The sequence below is a fragment of the Blastocatellia bacterium genome (assembly GCA_016713405.1).
GTDB lineage: Bacteria > Acidobacteriota > Blastocatellia > Chloracidobacteriales > JADJPF01 > JADJPF01.
This window is the reverse complement of sequence record JADJPF010000001.1, coordinates 292,684-311,662: the sequence shown is the minus strand read 5'-3', so window position 1 is coordinate 311,662 and position 18,979 is coordinate 292,684. Positions and strand designations below refer to the sequence as shown.

The 18,979-nt window shown below is 34.3% G+C and carries 17 protein-coding genes, 1 tRNA gene and 2 pseudogenes; 9 read left to right on the top strand and 11 right to left on the bottom strand.

Annotated features, from left to right (window positions below; translation table 11 throughout):
• Position 1: 1 nt before the first annotated feature.
• On the bottom strand, positions 2 to 817 hold the full coding sequence (locus tag IPK14_01315) for a hypothetical protein (GenBank protein MBK7992076.1): 816 nt from the start codon (positions 815 to 817) through the stop codon (positions 2 to 4).
• A 739-nt stretch (positions 818 to 1,556) separates the two neighbouring features.
• Here IPK14_01315 and IPK14_01310 point away from each other — a divergent pair.
• Positions 1,557 to 1,886 carry a hypothetical protein gene (locus IPK14_01310; GenBank protein MBK7992075.1) on the top strand — a complete coding sequence of 110 codons (330 nt, stop codon included), beginning with the start codon at positions 1,557 to 1,559 and terminating at the stop codon, positions 1,884 to 1,886.
• 21 nt (positions 1,887 to 1,907) lie between these two features.
• Here the strand turns inward: IPK14_01310 and IPK14_01305 are convergent, their stop codons facing one another.
• On the bottom strand, positions 1,908 to 3,755 hold the full coding sequence (locus tag IPK14_01305; GenBank protein ID MBK7992074.1) for a bifunctional homocysteine S-methyltransferase/methylenetetrahydrofolate reductase: 1,848 nt from the start codon (positions 3,753 to 3,755) through the stop codon (positions 1,908 to 1,910).
• A 302-nt stretch (positions 3,756 to 4,057) separates the two neighbouring features.
• On the opposite strand from IPK14_01305, the pseudogene IPK14_01300 reads away from it, so the two are divergent.
• Positions 4,058 to 5,472, top strand: a pseudogene (locus IPK14_01300) (voltage-gated chloride channel family protein).
• Positions 5,473 to 5,578: 106 nt separating this feature from the next.
• Here IPK14_01300 and IPK14_01295 read toward each other — a convergent pair.
• Together IPK14_01295 and ispG are read right to left on the bottom strand one after the other, a co-directional pair.
• Positions 5,579 to 5,881 (bottom strand): hypothetical protein, encoded by a 303-nt coding sequence (locus IPK14_01295; protein ID MBK7992073.1) that lies wholly within the window; start codon positions 5,879 to 5,881, stop codon positions 5,579 to 5,581.
• Positions 5,882 to 6,045: 164 nt separating this feature from the next.
• Positions 6,046 to 7,292: pseudogene (gene ispG, locus IPK14_01290) on the bottom strand (flavodoxin-dependent (E)-4-hydroxy-3-methylbut-2-enyl-diphosphate synthase).
• A 145-nt stretch (positions 7,293 to 7,437) separates the two neighbouring features.
• Here ispG and IPK14_01285 point away from each other — a divergent pair.
• On the top strand, positions 7,438 to 7,920 hold the full coding sequence (locus IPK14_01285) for an NUDIX domain-containing protein (GenBank protein ID MBK7992072.1): 483 nt from the start codon (positions 7,438 to 7,440) through the stop codon (positions 7,918 to 7,920).
• Between the two features lies 1 nt (position 7,921).
• Here the strand turns inward: IPK14_01285 and IPK14_01280 are convergent, their stop codons facing one another.
• The 4 genes from IPK14_01280 to IPK14_01265 all read right to left on the bottom strand — a co-directional run bounded on the left by IPK14_01280 (position 7,922) and on the right by IPK14_01265 (position 11,445).
• Complete coding sequence (locus IPK14_01280; GenBank protein MBK7992071.1) at positions 7,922 to 8,785, bottom strand: creatininase family protein; 864 nt, start codon at positions 8,783 to 8,785, stop codon at positions 7,922 to 7,924.
• A 3-nt stretch (positions 8,786 to 8,788) separates the two neighbouring features.
• Positions 8,789 to 9,295: a cupin domain-containing protein gene (locus IPK14_01275; GenBank protein ID MBK7992070.1), complete on the bottom strand. Its 507-nt coding sequence runs from the start codon at positions 9,293 to 9,295 to the stop codon at positions 8,789 to 8,791.
• 24 nt (positions 9,296 to 9,319) lie between these two features.
• Positions 9,320 to 10,534 carry an ATP-grasp domain-containing protein gene (locus IPK14_01270; protein ID MBK7992069.1) on the bottom strand — a complete coding sequence of 405 codons (1,215 nt, stop codon included), beginning with the start codon at positions 10,532 to 10,534 and terminating at the stop codon, positions 9,320 to 9,322.
• Positions 10,535 to 10,746: 212 nt separating this feature from the next.
• Positions 10,747 to 11,445: a hypothetical protein gene (locus IPK14_01265; protein ID MBK7992068.1), complete on the bottom strand. Its 699-nt coding sequence runs from the start codon at positions 11,443 to 11,445 to the stop codon at positions 10,747 to 10,749.
• Between the two features lie 343 nt (positions 11,446 to 11,788).
• Between IPK14_01265 and IPK14_01260 the strand changes: the two genes are divergently transcribed.
• Positions 11,789 to 12,343, top strand: coding sequence for a Spy/CpxP family protein refolding chaperone (locus tag IPK14_01260; GenBank protein ID MBK7992067.1), 555 nt, complete (start codon positions 11,789 to 11,791; stop codon positions 12,341 to 12,343).
• A gap of 170 nt (positions 12,344 to 12,513) precedes the next feature.
• Here IPK14_01260 and IPK14_01255 read toward each other — a convergent pair.
• Positions 12,514 to 12,586, bottom strand: a tRNA-Lys gene (locus IPK14_01255).
• Between the two features lie 172 nt (positions 12,587 to 12,758).
• Between IPK14_01255 and gatB the strand changes: the two genes are divergently transcribed.
• From gatB to IPK14_01240, 3 genes are read left to right on the top strand one after another with little or no spacing between them, the layout of a single operon-like run.
• The gene (gene gatB / locus IPK14_01250; protein ID MBK7992066.1) at positions 12,759 to 14,252 is read left to right on the top strand and encodes an Asp-tRNA(Asn)/Glu-tRNA(Gln) amidotransferase subunit GatB; all 1,494 of its coding nucleotides are present in this window, start codon (positions 12,759 to 12,761) and stop codon (positions 14,250 to 14,252) included.
• Positions 14,245 to 14,781 carry a peptidylprolyl isomerase gene (locus IPK14_01245; GenBank protein MBK7992065.1) on the top strand — a complete coding sequence of 179 codons (537 nt, stop codon included), beginning with the start codon at positions 14,245 to 14,247 and terminating at the stop codon, positions 14,779 to 14,781. The genes gatB and IPK14_01245 overlap by 8 nt, the downstream gene beginning before the upstream one ends.
• Complete coding sequence (locus IPK14_01240; protein ID MBK7992064.1) at positions 14,712 to 14,879, top strand: peptidylprolyl isomerase; 168 nt, start codon at positions 14,712 to 14,714, stop codon at positions 14,877 to 14,879. The genes IPK14_01245 and IPK14_01240 overlap by 70 nt, the downstream gene beginning before the upstream one ends.
• Positions 14,880 to 15,077: 198 nt before the next feature.
• On the opposite strand, the gene IPK14_01235 is transcribed toward IPK14_01240, so the two are convergent.
• The gene (locus IPK14_01235) at positions 15,078 to 16,271 is read right to left on the bottom strand and encodes a glycosyltransferase (GenBank protein ID MBK7992063.1); all 1,194 of its coding nucleotides are present in this window, start codon (positions 16,269 to 16,271) and stop codon (positions 15,078 to 15,080) included.
• Between the two features lie 119 nt (positions 16,272 to 16,390).
• Between IPK14_01235 and IPK14_01230 the strand changes: the two genes are divergently transcribed.
• Positions 16,391 to 17,383, top strand: coding sequence for a polysaccharide deacetylase family protein (locus IPK14_01230; GenBank protein MBK7992062.1), 993 nt, complete (start codon positions 16,391 to 16,393; stop codon positions 17,381 to 17,383).
• A 3-nt stretch (positions 17,384 to 17,386) separates the two neighbouring features.
• On the opposite strand, the gene IPK14_01225 is transcribed toward IPK14_01230, so the two are convergent.
• Positions 17,387 to 18,235, bottom strand: a complete 849-nt coding sequence (locus IPK14_01225) for a serine/threonine protein kinase (GenBank protein MBK7992061.1) — start codon at positions 18,233 to 18,235, stop codon at positions 17,387 to 17,389.
• A gap of 115 nt (positions 18,236 to 18,350) precedes the next feature.
• Here IPK14_01225 and IPK14_01220 point away from each other — a divergent pair, with 115 nt between their 5' ends.
• Positions 18,351 to 18,920 carry a sigma-70 family RNA polymerase sigma factor gene (locus IPK14_01220; protein MBK7992060.1) on the top strand — a complete coding sequence of 190 codons (570 nt, stop codon included), beginning with the start codon at positions 18,351 to 18,353 and terminating at the stop codon, positions 18,918 to 18,920.
• Positions 18,921 to 18,979 lie beyond the last annotated feature (59 nt).

Below are 18,979 nucleotides of genomic sequence, written 5' to 3'. Positions count from 1 at the left end.
ACTAGTTTATTGATGATTTACCAAAAATCGCTGCACCACAAATATAAGGTCTAGGCCCAAAAGCAACTTTTTTACTAGCTACTGGCATAAATTGAGTAGTAGGTGTTTTAACTACATCATAATAAAAAGCAAAATGATCCATATTCATCATATCTTTAGGTGGTAAATTAGTAATATTTACCCTGTAACTAACCCCAGTAACATAAGCCAAACTAATGGCTTTATCTAAACCATTAATAACTAGATTCTTACCAATACCTAGTTGCACTCTTGCCGCAGGTTCACCAATACGACGATTAAATGAATGTAGCTTGCTGCCTGCAACAAACTTGTATTTATCATCTGTTAACTGATTAGTAAAAAATTCCCCTACTTGAAAATGAATCTTGCAAAATAGCTTATCTTCTCTTAAATAAAGCTGCTTTTGAAACAAATCATTTTCAATATCTAAACACCAACGAAAGTCTTGTACGTCTTTGTTCATATCTGGGGAATAATATCTAATAGGTTGCAATTGGTTGTTAGGCACATTGATAGTTAAAGCTTTTCCTTTTAGTTCATTAGCCCTAATATTATAAAGAGTAGTTTCTTTACCTTGTTTAACTTGTTTAATCTCAATATTAGGTGTGTGATGATGAACATCCAAAATCCCATCACTAACACGTTTACTATCACCAAAAGCAATTGCTTGTAGTCCATCAAAATGAAAGCTTACTTCACATTGATTATCAGCACTAGTTCTACCATTATCTACACTACTGCTTAATACGTAACCACAAATTGCAAAAAATACCATTAAGAAATAAATCTTTTTCATAAATTCTCCTTTATTTTTCGTTAACCAGATTGATTTAAGTTGGTTGATTAATTAACTATTAGTTAGTGACACGACTAGCAATATTAGTAGTGGTGAAATTATTTACTACTACTATAAATAGTATATTACATTTATTGATCTACTTTTCAAGATAATACTTATTACTTTTTTGATTACAATAAATTAACAAGATCTTTTACTAGCGATCAATCATAAGTCTAGTAACATATTGTAATTAGTTATAGTTATATAGTATAACGTGACAAAAATTCATTATTTATTAATATCTTTCTGAATAATATTAATATAATTTTACATCGTAAATAATTAACTATTTTTTATATTATTGATAAAGCAAATATCAGAAAAATAATGTGTTAGGAATTTTTGTTATATTTTAAGGGTGTTTATTGAAATTTTAATAAATGACTAGCAAATAGGTTTGACTGCTGTTTAGTGTTGTCCTACAATCGCAACACTAACAACAAATAAAAGTTAAAAATAATAGGGTTAGTTACTATTTAACTAAGTAAGTATTATAAGGAAACTACCCTACTATAATAGTATTAGTATGACGTAATATAAAAAGTGTTAGTATTTTGATCCTAAGCCCTGTAGAAGCAACAAAGTTTTTTCTCAAGATTAAAAGACTATGCACATCCCTGTTGGGGCTTTAGACTTAAAAATATTAAGTTACTTTGTTTACGCTGTATTTAGTCAGTATTAGAGAAAGTAATCAATGCTACCTTTTTTACCTAAAAAAATGGCTGAAGAACAAGATAATGAAGATGAGTTAATCAAGGAATTAATTCCTTGGTATTTAGCTTCAGAAAAAGAAAATTTAGTTTTATTAGAAAAAGCTTTAGCTGAAAGAAATTTCCCTGTTTTAATTGAAATTGGCGATAAACTTTATGGACATGGAAAAAGCTTTGGGTTTGCTCATATCAGTATTTTAGGCAAACGTATTGAAATTGCTGCAATTCAACAAGACTTCACTATGCTTAGAGATTTAGTTTCTGCTTTTAAAGAATACCTACAAGAATGTTGCAAGCGATACAACGTAGATTAAAACAATTAATCTAAATTACCTTTAATCTAAAACACTAAAAACATCTAAAGCATAAGCAACACGTCCAAAAGGTGCGCTAACTTGTACACCTTGAACAGATGACTTTACCTCTTGAAGCATTTCCCGTGCAATAGCTAAACCTTCTTGTCTTGCTGCTTCTGGCCCTTCAGCTTTACGCATTCTTTCTAGTATATTTGTTGGTACACTTATACCAGGAACTTCATTACTTAAAAATTCTGCATTACGATAAGAGACCAACGGCCAAATACCAACAATTATTGGAATATGGCAATGTTCAATTCTTTTAAGAAAATTAAAAAATTGAGCTAAATCAAAAATTGGTTGTGTAACAGCAAACTGCGCTCCTGCATCAACTTTCCATTCAAAACGGCGAATTTCCGTATCTAAATCTATTGCACAAGGATTAACTCCAACACCTATAAAAAAGGAAGTTGGTTTACCAATAGGATTACTACCTAGGTCTAAACCATGATTAAGGCTGCTTACCATATTAGTTAACCCTATTGAGTCAACATCAAAAACAGCAGTTGCTTCTGGGTATGGCCCCATTTTTGGAGGATCACCAGTAATAATAAGTAGATTATTTATCCCCAATGCAGCAGCACCTAAAAGATCCGACATCATCCCTAAAAGATTACGATCTCGGCAGCAATAATGAACTACTGGTTCAATACCCTGTACTTGTTGCTGAATTAATATTGCTGTAGCTAAAGCACCCATTCGACTTTGTGCGCGTGGGCCATCAGGAATATTAACAGCATCTACTTTAGCATTTCTTAGCTCTACAACGCTTTCCAACATTTTTACAGGATCACAACCTTTTGCTGGAACAATTTCAACTGAAGTAACAAATTTTCCATTAGCAATTTTACGGGCAAAATTAGAGCGTTTTTCCGTAGGGACTATTTCTATCTGTGTTTTATTTTCTTGCTCTTTATTTAGAGGAAAAGCTACCACTGCACGTTGTGGTGTAGCAGCTTTTACAGCATTAGCAATTAGCTTAATATGCTCCGGTGTAGTACCACAGCAACCGCCTATAAATTTTACTCCTACCTGAATAAATCGACGTGCATATTTAGCCATATATTCAGGCGAACACATATACATTTTACGTCCGTCTACCTCGCGTGGAAGCCCTGCATTAGGCTGAACAGACAGTTTACGATCAGTTACTGTAGTCATTATTTGAATAGCATCTAAACTATCCTGAGGCCCAACGCTACAATTTATCCCAATTACATCTACACCCCAGCTATCTAATTGACTAGTAAATGTTTCTGGGGCAGTACCAAAAGCAGTTTTGCCATAAGGTTGGATTGTCATTTGGGCAATAATTGGCAAATCACACAATTCTTTAATAGCTTTAATAGCTTGATTAATTTCGCTTAAGTCGCTAAAGGTTTCTAAAATAAAACAGTCTATCGCTCCTTCAACAGAGAGCAAAGCCTTAACTTGTTGTTTAAAAAGCTCTTTAGCCTCATCTCTTGAAGTTGGCCCATAAGGTTCAATACGAATACCTAAGGGCCCAATAGCTGCTGCAACACAAATTTTGTCTCCTGCTGCTTCTCGTGCAATTTGAGCAGCCTTTTGATTAATTTCAACTAATTTATCATCTAAGCCATGTTTATTTAGCTTTATTTGATTGGCACCAAAAGAGTTAGTTTGAATAATTTCTGCCCCAGCTTTTATATATTCTTTATGAACATCCAAGACCATTTTTGGGTTAGAAAGATTTAGTTCATCAAAACAACGGTTAATGTAAACACCTTTTGCATAAAGCATTGTTCCCATTGCACCATCAAAAACATGTACACGATCATCTTCAAGTAACTGTCTAAATCGAGACATTTAACACTCCAAAACCTAGCACTAAAATTAAACTTTGATTTTACGCCTAAACTAAAATTTTAAGGAAGCCGCAATGTCAGAAATAGTTGATAATCTATAAATTTCTTCCATTGACAAAACATAAAATGCAACATAAAGTTTGGTTTTAAGCTAACAATTTTATAGGTGATGAGGCTCGCCTGGAAAATAAGCTTATTTTCCGAACCGCTTCGGCTAATAGCTTCTACATTAACCCCCTAGAGGTGATGTAGAACTATTCTTCGCTTCTAGGTTATAAAACTAGATACGAGGAAACCCCTAAGATGAATCCTGCTAACACTACAAAATCAAATCAAGATACTGAGGAATGTACAAATATTGAAAAGGCTGATCTATTTTCTAAAATACAGAGAGTTTGTACACCACACTTAGTAAGTTTTTCTAAAACTATACAATCTTTTGTAGGCTGGGATATTTGGGAGCATATTGTATTAGCTGCTAGTACAGTTAAATGGGCTTTACTAGCTTCTGTTGTAGGTATTTTAGCTGGCAGTGCCTCAGCCCTTTTTCTTACTTTGCTTTCCTCTGCTACAGAGTTTCGTATTGCACACCCTTGGATGCTTTGGCTATTACCGCTTTGCGGTCTTTTAATTGGTTATGTTTATTATCAATGGGGCAAAGCGGTTGAAAAAGGTAATAACTTAATACTTGATAACATCCACCAACCTAAAAAAGTTGTTCCGCTGCTAATGGCACCTATGATTTTGTTTTCTACAGTATTAACACACCTTTTTGGTGGTTCTGCTGGACGTGAAGGAACAGCCGTTCAAATGGGTGGATCATTAGCTAGTTGGCTAGCACAACGTTTGTCTTTAAGCGTAGAAGATACACGACTTATTTTAATGGCTGGAATGAGTGCTGGTTTTGGTGCCGTGTTTGGCACTCCTTTAGCAGGTGCAATATTTGGTATGGAAGTCCAATCTGTTGGACGTATTCGCTATGAAGGAATTATACCCTGTTTAATAGCTTCAATTGTTGGGGATGTAATTTGTAGTCTCTGGGGTGTAGCACATACTCATTATAAACATGCTGAAGCAGTTACACTTAATGGACTACTTTTTGCAAAACTAGCAATTGCGGGTATAGCTTTTGGTTTAGTAGCACTACTTTTTTCAGAATTAACTCATGCTATTTCAGATAGCTTTAAACGCTGGATTTCTTGGCCTCCTCTTCGTCCTGTAATAGGCGGTATCATAATTATTGCTCTAACCTATCTAGTAGGCTCTCAAGATTATTTAGGTCTTTCCTTACCAATGCTTACCACTTCAACCGAAGGCGGTTATATAAGTAAATATGCTTTTATACTTAAACTAGTTTTTACAGCAATTACACTAGGAGCAGGATTTAAGGGCGGTGAAGTCACACCACTGTTTGTTATTGGTGCAACACTTGGACATACACTTGGACTAATAATGGGAGAACCCCAGAATTGTTTGCTGCTATAGGGTTTGTTGCTGTGTTTGGGGCTGCGGCTAATACTCCTATAGCTTGTTTATTGATGGGAATAGAGCTATTTGGCGGAGCAATTGCGCTTCCTTATGGCATTGCCTGTATATTAGCTTATGTATTTAGTGGACATAGAGGCATTTATTTAGCTCAACCTATTGAAAGCCCTAAGTCAAAAAGCTTACAAGTTAGTAACGGAGAAACTTTACGACAAGTGCGAGAACGGATTTAATTTTGGATTTATATTTTTATAAAGTAATTAAGCTTAGATAGTTAATAAAGTAATTAATTATCTAAGCTTATTTTATAAATTAATTTTGTTGATTAAATAGCTTAAGCTATTGATTATTAGCTTGTTGTGCTAATTTTTGAATATAAGCTTTAATTCTTACCATAGCAGCTTTACCTGCTTCAGTATTATTTGCTACCCATTCAGCATTTTGTAAAGCTGCGGGGTTAAAATCTTTACGGATTTGTTCTAAATAAGGCTCTATTTTGGCAAAAACAAATAAACCTTCAACACTATTTTCAACAAAAAATTCTGGATGAACAACCCCATGTTTGACCATGCTATAAACCATTTCCCAATAAGTAGCAACTTGTCGGAAAGCTGCATTCATTGGATGATCAGGTTGCATCACAGCTACGATATCTTCATATTTTTGTGGGAAAACTTTGCTACTGCATTTCTTGAATCTCGCATTACTGCTTCACGACGTAAGTCATAACATTTAAGCATTAAATCTGCATCATGATGATTTGCATCTGGACTGGACATATTTACTCCTATTAAATAATTAAATTGTTAAACTAAAAATTCTTCTACTACATTTGCATTACTAGACTTATTGTAATGAGAATCAACATAGTCATTTACAATAGTCATAAAATTGCTAGCAATATCACTACCTTGTAGTGTAGTAAATAATTTGCCATCAACAAAGACTGGTGCGCGGGGTTCTTCACCTGTTCCAGGTAAAGAAATCCCTATGTCAGCATGTTTGGACTCGCCCGGGCCATTAACAACACAGCCCATTACAGCAACTCTTAAGGTTTCTACACCTGGATAAGTTGCCTTCCATTCTTTCATTTGGCGGTTAAGATAATCTTGGATTTGTTCAGCTAATTCTTGAAATAATGTGCTAGTAGTTCGTCCACAACCTGGACAAGCAGTAACAGCAGGTAGGAAGTTACGAATACCTAAAGATTGCAAGATTTGTTGTGCTACTAGAACTTCTTCGCTTCGTTCCCCACCCGGACGAGGAGTTAAACTAACTCGGATAGTATCTCCAATACCTTCTTGTAGTAAAATTGCTAAAGCTGCTGAACTAGCAACAATTCCTTTACTACCCATTCCAGCTTCAGTTAAACCTAAATGTAAAGGATAGTCGCCACGCGCTGATAAATTACGGTAGACTTTTAACAGGGATTGAACATTTGAAACTTTCGCGCTTAAGATAATTTTATTATGTGCTAGTCCGTAGCTTTCTGCTAATTCTGCTGAAGTGATAGCACTTTCAACCATTGCATCCATTAGCACATCATCGGCTGATTTAGGTTCTGCTAACTTGCCGTTATCATCCATCATTTTTGCTAGTAAAGCTTGATCAAGCGATCCCCAGTTTACACCTATTCGGACAGGTTTATCATTTTCAATTGCAACTTCAATCATTTGGCGGAAATTGTCATCATGCCTTTTTCCAAATCCTACATTGCCAGGATTAATTCTATATTTAGCTAAGAGTTTGGCGCACTCAGGATATTTTTTTAGAAGTAAATGCCCATTAAAATGAAAATCTCCAATTATTGGGACAGAAACATTCATTTTGTCTAGTTTTTCAAAATCGCTGGAACAGTTGCGGCTGCTTCTCTAGTGTTAACTGTGATGCGAACAAGTTCAGAACCAGCTTGGGCTAATTCTGCTACTTGTTTTGCAGTAGATTCAGCATCTTCTGTATCAGTATTTGTCATTGATTGAACGACTATTGGATATTGGCCGCCGACTTTACGACCACCAACATCAACTACGGCAGTTTTTTTTCTGGAAATCATTAATTGCTCTCAAAATAAAATTTTTAGAATAGTAGAATAAGAAAATTAACGAAGCTATCCGCCATTCGTCAAGAAAGGAACGCTTAGAAAAGCCGTTAACAAGATTTGCTATCTTGAAGGCTAAATAAGTCTAAAATCTTAAGTTATGCAAGCAATAATACCTGTAATACAAGCTTTTCATCGTGTAAGACAAATTTATTGGAAAATCTTTGAGCCTACAATCCTTGGGGTAAGAGCCTTAATTACTAACCAAGAAAAAGTGTTATTAGTTCGTCATACCTACACACAAGGTTGGTATTTACCTGGTGGAAAAGTTGATCGCGGAGAAACGATTTACAGTGCCGTTTGTCGAGAAGTTATAGAAGAATGTGGATTAAAAGTAAAAAAAGCTCAACTAAGTGCTGTTTATTCAAATATTAATCAAAATCGTAATGACCATATTGCTCTTTTTTGTATAAATGATTTTGAAGTCTTGGAAAATTCACCGCTAGAAAGTAAACAATCTAACTTAGAAATTGCTGAAGTAAGCTTTTTTCCTATAAATAACTTACCTACTAGCACGACTCCCGGAACGCTCCGGCGACTAGAAGAGTTTAAGCGTCAGTCTTTTGATAGCGAATATTGGTAAGTTATTTTTCTTCCTTTTTTTCTTCTGTTGGTTGTTCGTTAGCATGAATTTTTGGGAAAGGCTTGTTAGAAAGCTCTGCTATATCTTGAAGTATCCCGCTAACAATTGCTTCTACAACTTTTTCACCTTTTTCTTTAGTAGCTAATGTTGGATCTCCCCAAATTCCTGTAGCTGAATAAGTCCCTTGTGGGTTGTTAGGATTTCGTGTAAGCGGGCCTTTATCAGGATGATAATCTTTTACAGCCTTGCTCATGTCTACAGATTCAGGAGCAATATAAAGCATAATGGATGTCTCAATTTCGTCGGCATGTGTTCCACCTGGCTGTTTTTTTATCTGTTTTTCTACTGCCTCAGCAATTTTAATAATGTCTGTATACTCAAATAAAATTCCTTCCGCTGTAAGCAAATCAGATGCTAATTTTAATGGCTTACGTGTAGAAACTCCAGTATTAATAACATAAAAACGTCTAACACCATGAGCAGAAAAATTATGACAAATATCTACAATTAAATCTCTAGCGGTTTCTAACCTAAGCGAAGTTGATCCAGGATATTCTAAAAAAGCAGGATAAAAATTATAATTTACTGTTGGTGCAATAATTACATTTGCCTCAGCTAAAACACGGTTCTTTAAGTATTCAGCAATTATTAAATCATTTTTTAGTTTTAAGTGTGGCCCATGCTCTTTTGATGCTGCACCTACTGGAATAACAACTATTGACTTTTCATTAAGCAATTTTTCAGCTTCTACCCAAGTTAAATCTTCTAGCAAAATGCCTTTAGGCTTAGATTTTACAGGGTCTTTGCTTTGAGCCATTAAAATTGTTGGTAGCATTAAAATTAGTAATAAAATTGCTAGTTTCATAATTTATTTATTTGTAAGACTGGTAATTAGCTCTTTATATTGAGGATAGAGTTTTATCAAATCATCTCGTTTTCCGCTAGTATAATCCTGATAATCAAAGGCAGGTGACATAGTAGTTCCAAGTAAAGCATAACTACCGCCTGAAACTAACCTTAAACCTTGCCAAGACAGGGCAGGAACTAAAACTTGAGGGTAAATTCCTGCGGCCAAGTCATTACCAATAGTGATTATTTTCCCGTTGCCATCAGGATGTAATTGCAACATTTCTACCTTGTCTCCCAAATAAAAATGGAAAATCTCATCACTTAATAGTTTGTGCATTTCGGAAAAAGTATCTGGGGTAAGAAAATAATAAATGGCACTCGCAATTGACCGAGTGCCATTATATTCAGGAGACAAAAGATTTTGAGAAAAATTAATGTTTGAAAAATAGGTACGACGAAAAAAACCACCTTCTCCAACTAGAGGTTCTAAGTTTAGTAGCTCAATTATTTCTTCAGCCTTTAGCATTGCATTTATAACTTAAAAACTTGTCTAATCTGCTGGTTTTTCTGGTAATGGTTGAGTAGCAAAAAAGTCTTGATAAAACCGTTGGACATAGCCATTTATTAATTCTTCCACTCGCTCATGACGAGGTGATCTTACTACTAAGCCGACGTGATGACGTTTTTTCATACGCCAATAAATTTCTTCTTCTTGATAAGCATCCATACTAGGGTATTCTTGACGAGCAAGAGAAACAATTAGCCCAGCATAATCATCTCTTAATTTGGGCAATTCATAAGGCTTTTCTCCTCGTAAAATCTCAATTTTAGCCCATTCAGCCCAAAGATTAATCCCGCTAGCAGCTTCATTTAATTCAACAATATTTGCTCCACCAACTCGCGCAGAAGTTTCTAGGAAATAAAACTTACCATCTTCTCTACCTTTAATAAATTCTGTATGGGATACACCACGAACAAGCCCCATAGCCTTTAATACTTGGGCGTTCATAGATTGCATAGCTACTTCATCCTCTGAGCCACGAACCATAGTGCGAGAAGTAAAAATTCCTCCTTGATGTGCAACATCCATTGGGGGATAACCATATTGATTAGCCATAGCAAAAACGATTTGTCGTTCAGAAACTATTGAATCTACGTGAAAAATATCTCCTGGAACATATCTTTCCATTACATAAAAAGATTGTTGATCGCCTAATTTATCAATAACAGGCCAAAGTTCTGACTCGTTATTGATTTTTTTAATTCCTGTTGCAGAAGCTTCAAAACGGGGCTTAATTAACCAAGGTGCAGGAACTCGCTGCATAAAATCTCTTAAGTCATCATAATTAAGCACATGACAAAAATCAGGAACATTGATTCCTGAATCTTTAGCCTGAACCCGCATAGCAAGTTTATCTCTAAAATAGCGTGCAGTAGTATCGCCCATACCCGGAACTCGTAGATGTTCACGAAGTGCAGCGGCAGTTTCAACATCAAAATCATCAAGTGCTACAATTCGATCAATTTTTTGGCTACGTGCTAGATAGCTAATTCCATAAATAACATCGCTACGATTCCATTTTTTATCCTGATCAGGAATTAGGAAAACGTCATCTAAACTTTCCCTAGGCCAATCAGCATTAGCAATACTTTGAGAAGTAACTAAAAAGACACGACAACCTTGCCTTTTGCATTCTCGCATAAACTCTGCGCCCTTTTCATAACTAGCTAGACAAAGAATTGTTAGCGGACGTGTTGCGCTCATAAATAATGAAAGCTCCTTAAATTTTTGGGTGAAAAACTATTGTAGCAAAAGTAGTAAAATAGCTTGAAGTTATATCATAATTTCTAAAAAATTGGCTAAAAATTTAATTAAAGCAAAAATACTAGCTAGAGAATTTTATTGATATCTAAAACTTTGTAGCTAGTATTTTTTATTAATATTTAATTGTTCTATAAACTTTTTCAGCAAATAATCTATCTAAGAGTACCTTGTTCTGTACCAATTGCATTTTCTCCATACATACCCCATTTACCACCTTTAAGGCCTGTGTCCGTAATTTCATATTGTACAACGCCACATATATCTTTTCCATTTGCACCATAAGCAACAGAAATTAAGTCTTGTGTTTTAATGCCAATTCCCTCATATTTTGTACCAGTATTCCAAGAAAACTGATAAACCGGCCCTTGCTGAGTAATATCTAAAGAACCTTTATAAGGTGAGCCATTTAGATTTGTACCTGTTACTCTATAACTACCTGCTATTCCTGAGCCTGAAGAAAGGTTGGCAAGTTCCGTGCCTAATTTACTTTGTCCTGCTACAGTCCAAAGACCTTTTAGTTGATTGCCTTCTACAGCATAAACAACCAAACTACAACTAGAACCACCCCAAGTTGCTGTAAGAATGCGGTCTGTAGAAATACCAATTCCCTTATAAATTGTCCCTCCAACATTCCATGTTAGTGTTACACCTTCTATATCAGCCGAAGGAGAAACAAGCTTTCTTGAAACAACTTGTAAAGTGCCTGAGTAGCGTTGTTTGTCAAATCCTGTTCCAGTAATGTTTAATGTTTTATTCAGACCTTGAGTAGCAGAATTAGCTGTAGGAGCAAGTTGGAAAGTAAAAATTATTGCTATTAAAGCAAAACAAACTAAATAAAGACGTTTTTTCATTAATGCCTCCCAGAAAACCTAAAATAGTTAAAGTTACACCACATAAAGTTTATGAAGTTGCTGGAAAATAATTTTATGCCTTAAATTTCTTACAAAATCACTTTGCTAAAAAATAGACTATCTATGAAGAAAAGCTTTGTCAACTGTTTTGTTATCAAATATTAATTAGAAATTTTAATAGTGTTTAATCAATAAAATACCTTAAGAGTTATTATTATATTTTAAGAAACTTAAAAGTTTTAGCAAGTTTTTTGAAAATTGCCAAACTTTTTTTATTTCGATAGTTTCTTACCAGTAACAAATTAGTTAAAACGCAATTTTATATAAAGGAAGGTAAATTAACATGAGGACAATTTCTGGTATCAACAAATTCTTAGCTTTAGTAATATTACTAGTCGGCTCTTTTTCTTTTGTTCAATTAGTATCAGCCCATACTAAGAGCGAAGGCGATTTATTTGCAGATCTTTCAGCTATAGAAAATGTAGAAGGTGAATTTCAAGGCAGACATCATAGACGCGGCGATAGAATGCGCTCTTTTATGGCAGAAAAGCTTGGTTTAACCGATGATCAAAAAGCACAAATCAAACAAATCAAACAAAATCACTATGAAAGTGTTAAACCTTTAGTACAAGAACTTAGGACAAAAAAACAGGAATTACGTCAAGCCTTTGAAGGTAATGTTTACAATGAAGCACTTGCTACACAAAAATTAACTGAAATGGCTGGCTTAAAAGCTAAATTAATGGGTGAAAAATTTAAGATGCACAATGAAATTAATGCGGTATTTACCCCAGAGCAAAAAGCAAAATTAGAAGAAATGAAAGAACAATTCAAAAATAAGCGCGGTGAGAGAAAACAATTTAGACATCCTAGACATTCTGACAAAACAATTGATTAATCTAGCAATAGTCAAACCTGTGTCACAATAAATAAAATATGGTGGGTTTTAAGGGAGATAAAGTTATCTCCCTTTTTGCTTTTTAAGCTATTAATTTTCCCTAAAAGCTTTGAGGTAAAAACTAAAAAAGCCATCATAGATTGATGGCTTTAAGTTATTAATTTAATTGATGAGCCGTGCTGGGATCGAACCAGCGACCCGCAGATTAAGAGTCTGCTGCTCTACCAACTGAGCTAACGGCCCATTAAGCTTTTTACAGCGAAAAGATTTTTAATCGTTTTTCTTTGCTAAGGCAACCTTTTTTCCGAAATTGCTTGTTCCGGTTAAATTAATTTTTTTTCTCTGCTGGCTTAGTTACAATAACCCCTTCTATTTTCAATTCTATATATTAAAAATATTAAAACGAGGCGCAAAAGTGGATAAAGTTTATGAAGCTGTAATTGGATTAGAAATCCATGCTCAACTACTTACACAAACTAAAATTTTTTGTGGGTGTTCGGCTCAATTTGGTAGTGAAGCAAATGCTGATACTTGTCCAGTTTGTCTAGGAATGCCGGGCGCGTTACCAGTTTTTAACAAAAAAGTTTTAGAAATGGCCGCCAAAGCAGCTACAGCATTAAACTTACAAATAAATAATAAATCTATTTTTGCTCGTAAAAACTACTTTTACCCTGATTTACCAAAAGGTTATCAGATCTCCCAATATGATGAGCCATTTTCTAAAAATGGCTGGGTAGAAATTCTTACTAGTCCAAGAGATGATCAGGGCCGTCCTATTGAATGGAAAAAGAAACGTTTTAATATTACTCGCTTACACCTAGAAGAAGATGCTGGTAAATCATTGCATGAAGGGATGTTAGAGTCTGACACTAAATCTTATGTAAACCTAAATCGTAGCGGTGTTCCATTAGCAGAAATTGTAAGCGAGCCTGATTTTCGTAGTAGCTGGGAAGCTTATGACTATGTGCAATACTTACGTAAAACCTTAATTTATGTAGGTGTTTGTGATGGGAATATGGAAGAAGGAAGTTTAAGATGTGATGCTAATGTCTCAGTGCGACCAGTTGGACAAGAAAAACTTGGCACTAAGACAGAAATTAAAAACTTAAATTCTTTCCGATTTCTACAAAAAGCTCTAGATTATGAAATTGCCCGCCAAATTAAAGTATTAAAAGAAGGTGGCCGAATTAGCCAAGAAACCAGACTTTGGAATGAGCGAGAAGGTCGAACTTATGTAATGCGTAGTAAGGAAGAAGCTCATGACTATCGTTATTTTCCTGAACCAGATTTAGCTCCAATTGTTGTTTCTAGCCAATATTTAGCAGAAATTGCCAAAGAATTACCAGAACTGCCAGAACCACGCCGAGAACGGTTACAGCAAGAGTATAAGCTAAGCTTAGAAGAATCAATAATTTTAACTCAATCTCGGCAAATGGCAGATTATTATGAGGAAGTAGTTAAAAACTCTAGCAATGCTAAGATGTCGGCTAATTGGGTGCTAAGTGAGCTTTTAGGAGAGTTAAAAAACGCTAACTTAGAGATTACCGCTTGTCCTATTAAACCTGCGGATTTAGGAGAGCTAGTTAATTTAATTATAGACAATACAATTAGCGGCAAAATGGCTAAAGAAGTATTTGAAAAAATGTTTCAAAGTGGCAAATCACCTAAAGTTTTAGTTGAAGAATTAGGACTAATACAAATAACAGACACAACAGAAATTCAAAATATTGCCGCTAAAGTTATAGATGAAAACCCTAAGCAGTTAGAACAATACTGCAAAGGTAAACAAAGTTTAATAGGCTTTTTTGTTGGTCAAGTAATGAAACTTACAGCAGGAAAGGCCAACCCTCAAATGGTTAATGAAATTCTTAAAAATCTTTTGGAAGAAAGGTGTAAATCTAATGCTTAAAGTAGAAGCGAAAACATTATTATTTTTACTCTTCCTCTTTTTATCAATCTTTGCGCTTGCTTGTGAAAATGACACTAAAACAACTACCCCTACTAACAACACCTCACCTAATCCTAATGCTACACCCTCAGATAAAGTTGATGATGAAGTAGCAATTTTAGAAACAGATGTAGGAAGAATAGTAATTGAGTTTTTCCCTAATGAAGCACCTAAACATGTAGAAAATTTTAAAAAATTATCTAAAGAAGGTTTTTATGATGGAGTAGCATTTCATCGAATTATTCCTGGTGTAATTATTCAAGGTGGAGATCCAAATAGCAAAAGTGGCCCGCCAGAAGGTTGGGGAATGGGCCAACCAGGGCAGGGTACAGTGCCAGCAGAATTTAATGCCCGTCCGCATGTGCGAGGCATTGTTTCGGCTGCACGTCGTGGAAATGATATCAATAGTGCTACAAGTCAATTTTTTTTATTTGTGAATCGGCTAAACCTGAATGGAATGGACAATATACGGTTTATGGCCGAGTTATAGAAGGAATGAATGTGGTAGGGATAATTTCAAATTCTCCAACTCAACCAGGAACAGACCGACCATCAGAAAAAATCTCAATTAAAAAAAGTTACTTTTGATAAGCGTTCAAATTTTGGCCCTACCAGCTTACAACTAATTATTAATTTTAGAGTTTTTAATAAAGGTACTAAAAATTTTAGTACCTTTATTATTTTTTAAGACAAATTGTTAAATATATTTGCTAATTTTTCTGTTGAGCATTTACGATTAAATAAGCTTGTTAAGCCTTTGTCTTTATTATTTGGCAAAGATTTATTTTACCATTTATAAAAAAGCTCATATAAAAATTCTTTTGTCTTCTCTAAATCATCCGGGGAAACTACGTAACCTAAATCATAATTTTCAATAATATCTTTAGCTATTCCCTCTGAAACAACTGCTAAAATTGGGTTAGCTGTAAATAAATATTCTCCAAATTTGCCTGCTAAAATTGCACTATCTCCAAATTTTTGTTTGTGGTTGGTTAATAACAAAAGAGCATCTGCTTTTTGCATATGTTCTAAAGCTCTAAGATGTGGCACTACTCCAACTACTGAGCAAATAGACTCTAAGCTATATTTTGTAATCATTTCTTCTAAAGGTAGATTAAGCACTGGGCCAACAAACTCAAGCCTAAAATTTTCCTTAAATTCCTTATTGGTACTAGCTATTGAGCTTACAGCTTGCAAAATTATTTCTGGGCTTCTATTAGGTTTAGCAGCTAAAGAGCCAATATGGGATAGTGTAAAAGTATTTTTATCTTTTTCTACTTTATTTAATTTTTCAAAATCTGCTGGATCAAAGCCATTATAAATAACAGAAGTCTTTTTCTTAACTTTAGGATAATCTTGATAAAAATCTTCTGCTAGTTCTGGAGTAACGCATATTATTTGATCTGCAAGATTAACAATAAAGCGTTCAAATACTTTATCAATTTGCTGTCTTAACTGGGATTTTGCTGTATACATTTCATTTCTTGTCCAACCATCTCGAAAATCAGCTACCCAGGGTAAACCATATCTTTTTTTTAATATGCTACCTAAAATATGGACATTATGAGGTGGTGATGTAGTAAAAATTAGTTGGATATTCTCTTTTTGAATAATTGATTGCGCTTTAGCCAAAGCATATGGAAGCCAAAAAAAACCATGATCTTGAATAACTCGAAAGCTATCTGGAATAAAATTTTCTAAAATATTTCGCCAGTTAAATTTTTTATTTTCTTTCTTATTGGTTTCTTTAATTTTATATGCACTAATAGCTGTTTTGGTACGATAGATTTTTACTTGTTCAGGTATTTCCGACATTAAGGAATAATCCAATAATCCTGCTGGATAATACGTAGGATCAACAGATAGAACTATTGGGTTCCAGCCAAATTCTGGTAAATATTTAGTAAATTTAAGAACTCTTAGCACTCCACCTCCTCCAAAAGGAGGAAAGTCATGTGCAATTACCAATACAGATTTCATAAATTGTACTTACCAACAGGTCTATTTGTGGTTTCCCACCTATATCTAAATTAGCCAATTAGATTAAAAGTCTAAGTTCGCATCACTCCAAAAAAATAAACAAAAGGAAATTGTGTTAGATGCTTAGGCTATTAATCATTTTTCTGTTTTTACTGTCAATAACTTTTGTAAACTCTGTTACAGCAAATTTAATTCCATCAACAAAACCTATCAAAAGACAAGTAGCTATTACTTTTGATGATTTGCCTCGACAAGGCCAACAGGAAGCTATTAAACCACTAAAAGAAATGACCAGCAAATTGATAAATCAAATTACTAAAAACAAAATTCCTGCTATTGGATTTGTTAATGAAAGTAAACTTTATCAAAATGATGAGTTAAAAGAACGTACTGCTATTTTACAGTTATGGTTAGATGCTGGCCTTGAGCTTGGAAATCATACTTATTCGCATCCCTATTTTTACCGTACCTCGTTAACAGATTTTCAAGAAAATGTTTTACAAGGTGAGAAGATTACTAATACTTTGGTTAAAAACAGAAAAGTAAAATATTTTCGTCATCCTTTTCTAAATACTGGCCCGGATTTAGAGACTAAAACAGCTTTTGAAAAATTTCTCTTAAATCAAAACTATGTTATTGCTCCTGTAACAATTGATAACTCTGAATGGCTGTTTGCTAATGTTTATCGCAAAGCAAAAGAGCAAAATGATAAAAAAACTGCTGATCGTGTAGCAGCAGAATATATTCCTTATATGGAAAAAATGTTTGCATTTTATGAGAAGCTTTCCTTAGATGTTGTTGGGTATGAAGTACCTCAAATTTTACTTTTACACGCTAATTTATTAAATGCCGAACATTTAGACAAACTAATAGAAATGTTAAAGGGTAGAAATTATCAATTTATTTCCTTAGAGGAAGCATTAAAAGACAAATCCTACAATTTATCTGATAAATATACTGGTAAGGTTGGAGTTTCTTGGTTACATCGTTGGGCAATAACTAAAGGAATGCAGATGCAGAAAGAGCCTGCTTTACCAGAATTTATGGAGCAGTTTGATCAACCTGGGGTCAGTGGCTCAGGTTTTAAGTCTGCTCAAAAAGCAAGTAATTAACCTCTAGCTTAAAATAGTAGCTAAATGATTAATTAATGCTTGTTTTAGCTCTTCTGCTGAAGAATAGCGATCACTAGGACGCATAGAAACTGCTTTTACTAGAATTTCATCCATTTGCGGAGAAATGCTTAGGTTAAGTTGGCTGGGACTTGGGTTTTGAGCAAAGTTAAAACCATAATTAAGGTTAAAATTTGGACATCTACCTACTAATAAATGAATTAATGTAGCACCTAGAGAATAAATATCTGTTTCGGGTCTTACAATTCCATGAAAAAGTTCTGGTGGAGCATAACCCAATGTCCCAACCGCAGTAACGTCTACCATTTGCAGCGCAGCTACAAATCTAGCTGTACCAAAATCAATAATGTATAGTTGGTTTAACTCTTTATTATACATTATGTTAGCTGGTTTCATATCTCGGTAAATTATCGGTGGCTCATAATTATGAATATAGCTTAATACTTCACAAAGCTTAATTCCCCATTTAGTAGCACGTTTTTCCGAAATAGGTTTTTGAATTTGTTCCAATAAGTCTAGTAAGGTTATACCCGTAATATATTCCATTACTAAATAATAATAACCATCAGCAACAAAATAATCATAAAATCTTGGGATAGAGGGATGTTTTATTTTAGAAAGTAGTTCTGCTTCACGACGAAAATCGCTAACAGCTTTTGTATATTCTTCAATGCTTACATATTCAGCAGCCATTTGCTTAATAGCTCTAAAGTCATTAAGTTTATTATCTTTTGCTAAATAAACTATACCTGTTCCCCCTTCACCCAAAGGATTGCAAATTTCATAACGATTAGCCAAAATAGTTCCTGTTGGTAATAAAGCATCAAAGTTCATAAACTATATTAATTCCCAGCCAACAAATAGTCATAGAAATATTTAGGTAGATTAAAGCAGTGACTATAAAATTAGCAAATAATATAGGATTTAGCCAATTAAGAAAGGATTAAAAATGAATCCATCAAGTAACGTAACGCAATTACTATTAAATTGCAGTAGCGGAGACAAAGAAGCCTTAGCACAACTAATGGCTATTGTTTATGACGAACTACATCAATTGGCTAATTATTATATGAAAATGGAACGACTTAACCATACATTACAGGCTACAGCACTTGTACATGAGGTTTATATTAGATTAATAGATCAATCTCAAGTAGACTGGAAAAACCGTTCTCATTTCTTTGGTGCTGCTGCACAAATAATGCGCCGTATTTTAATTGATCATGCTAGAGGACGTAGCCGTCTTAAACGTGGTGGAAATGACCAAAAAGTTCCTTTAGAAACTGTTATAGGCTTATCAGAAGCTCCACCTGATATAGATTTAATTGCTTTAGATGACGCATTAACTAAGCTTGCTGTAGTAGACCCAATACAAGGTCAAATAGTAGAGCTACGTTTTTTTGGCGGACTTTCCATTGAAGAAACGGCTGAAGTGCTAGAAATTTCCCCTGCAACAGCTAATCGGGAATGGAGCATGGCTAAAGCTAGACTCTACAGAGAGTTAAAAAGTATAAAATAAATAGCCTAAAATAAAATAGCCTAGTTAAAAATTTTAACTAGGCTAATACAAGTAGGATT

Coding starts and splice junctions, on each gene's coding strand:
- IPK14_01315 (MBK7992076.1), bottom strand. CDS start 817: ATGAAAAAGATTTATTTCTTAATGGTATTTTTTGCAATTTGTGGTTAC.
- IPK14_01310 (MBK7992075.1), top strand. CDS start 1,557: ATGCTACCTTTTTTACCTAAAAAAATGGCTGAAGAACAAGATAATGAA.
- IPK14_01305 (MBK7992074.1), bottom strand. CDS start 3,755: ATGTCTCGATTTAGACAGTTACTTGAAGATGATCGTGTACATGTTTTT.
- IPK14_01285 (MBK7992072.1), top strand. CDS start 7,438: ATGCAAGCAATAATACCTGTAATACAAGCTTTTCATCGTGTAAGACAA.
- IPK14_01280 (MBK7992071.1), bottom strand. CDS start 8,785: ATGAAACTAGCAATTTTATTACTAATTTTAATGCTACCAACAATTTTA.
- IPK14_01275 (MBK7992070.1), bottom strand. CDS start 9,295: ATGCTAAAGGCTGAAGAAATAATTGAGCTACTAAACTTAGAACCTCTA.
- IPK14_01270 (MBK7992069.1), bottom strand. CDS start 10,534: ATGAGCGCAACACGTCCGCTAACAATTCTTTGTCTAGCTAGTTATGAA.
- IPK14_01265 (MBK7992068.1), bottom strand. CDS start 11,445: ATGAAAAAACGTCTTTATTTAGTTTGTTTTGCTTTAATAGCAATAATT.
- IPK14_01260 (MBK7992067.1), top strand. CDS start 11,789: ATGAGGACAATTTCTGGTATCAACAAATTCTTAGCTTTAGTAATATTA.
- IPK14_01245 (MBK7992065.1), top strand. CDS start 14,245: ATGCTTAAAGTAGAAGCGAAAACATTATTATTTTTACTCTTCCTCTTT.
- IPK14_01235 (MBK7992063.1), bottom strand. CDS start 16,271: ATGAAATCTGTATTGGTAATTGCACATGACTTTCCTCCTTTTGGAGGA.
- IPK14_01230 (MBK7992062.1), top strand. CDS start 16,391: ATGCTTAGGCTATTAATCATTTTTCTGTTTTTACTGTCAATAACTTTT.
- IPK14_01225 (MBK7992061.1), bottom strand. CDS start 18,235: ATGAACTTTGATGCTTTATTACCAACAGGAACTATTTTGGCTAATCGT.
- IPK14_01220 (MBK7992060.1), top strand. CDS start 18,351: ATGAATCCATCAAGTAACGTAACGCAATTACTATTAAATTGCAGTAGC.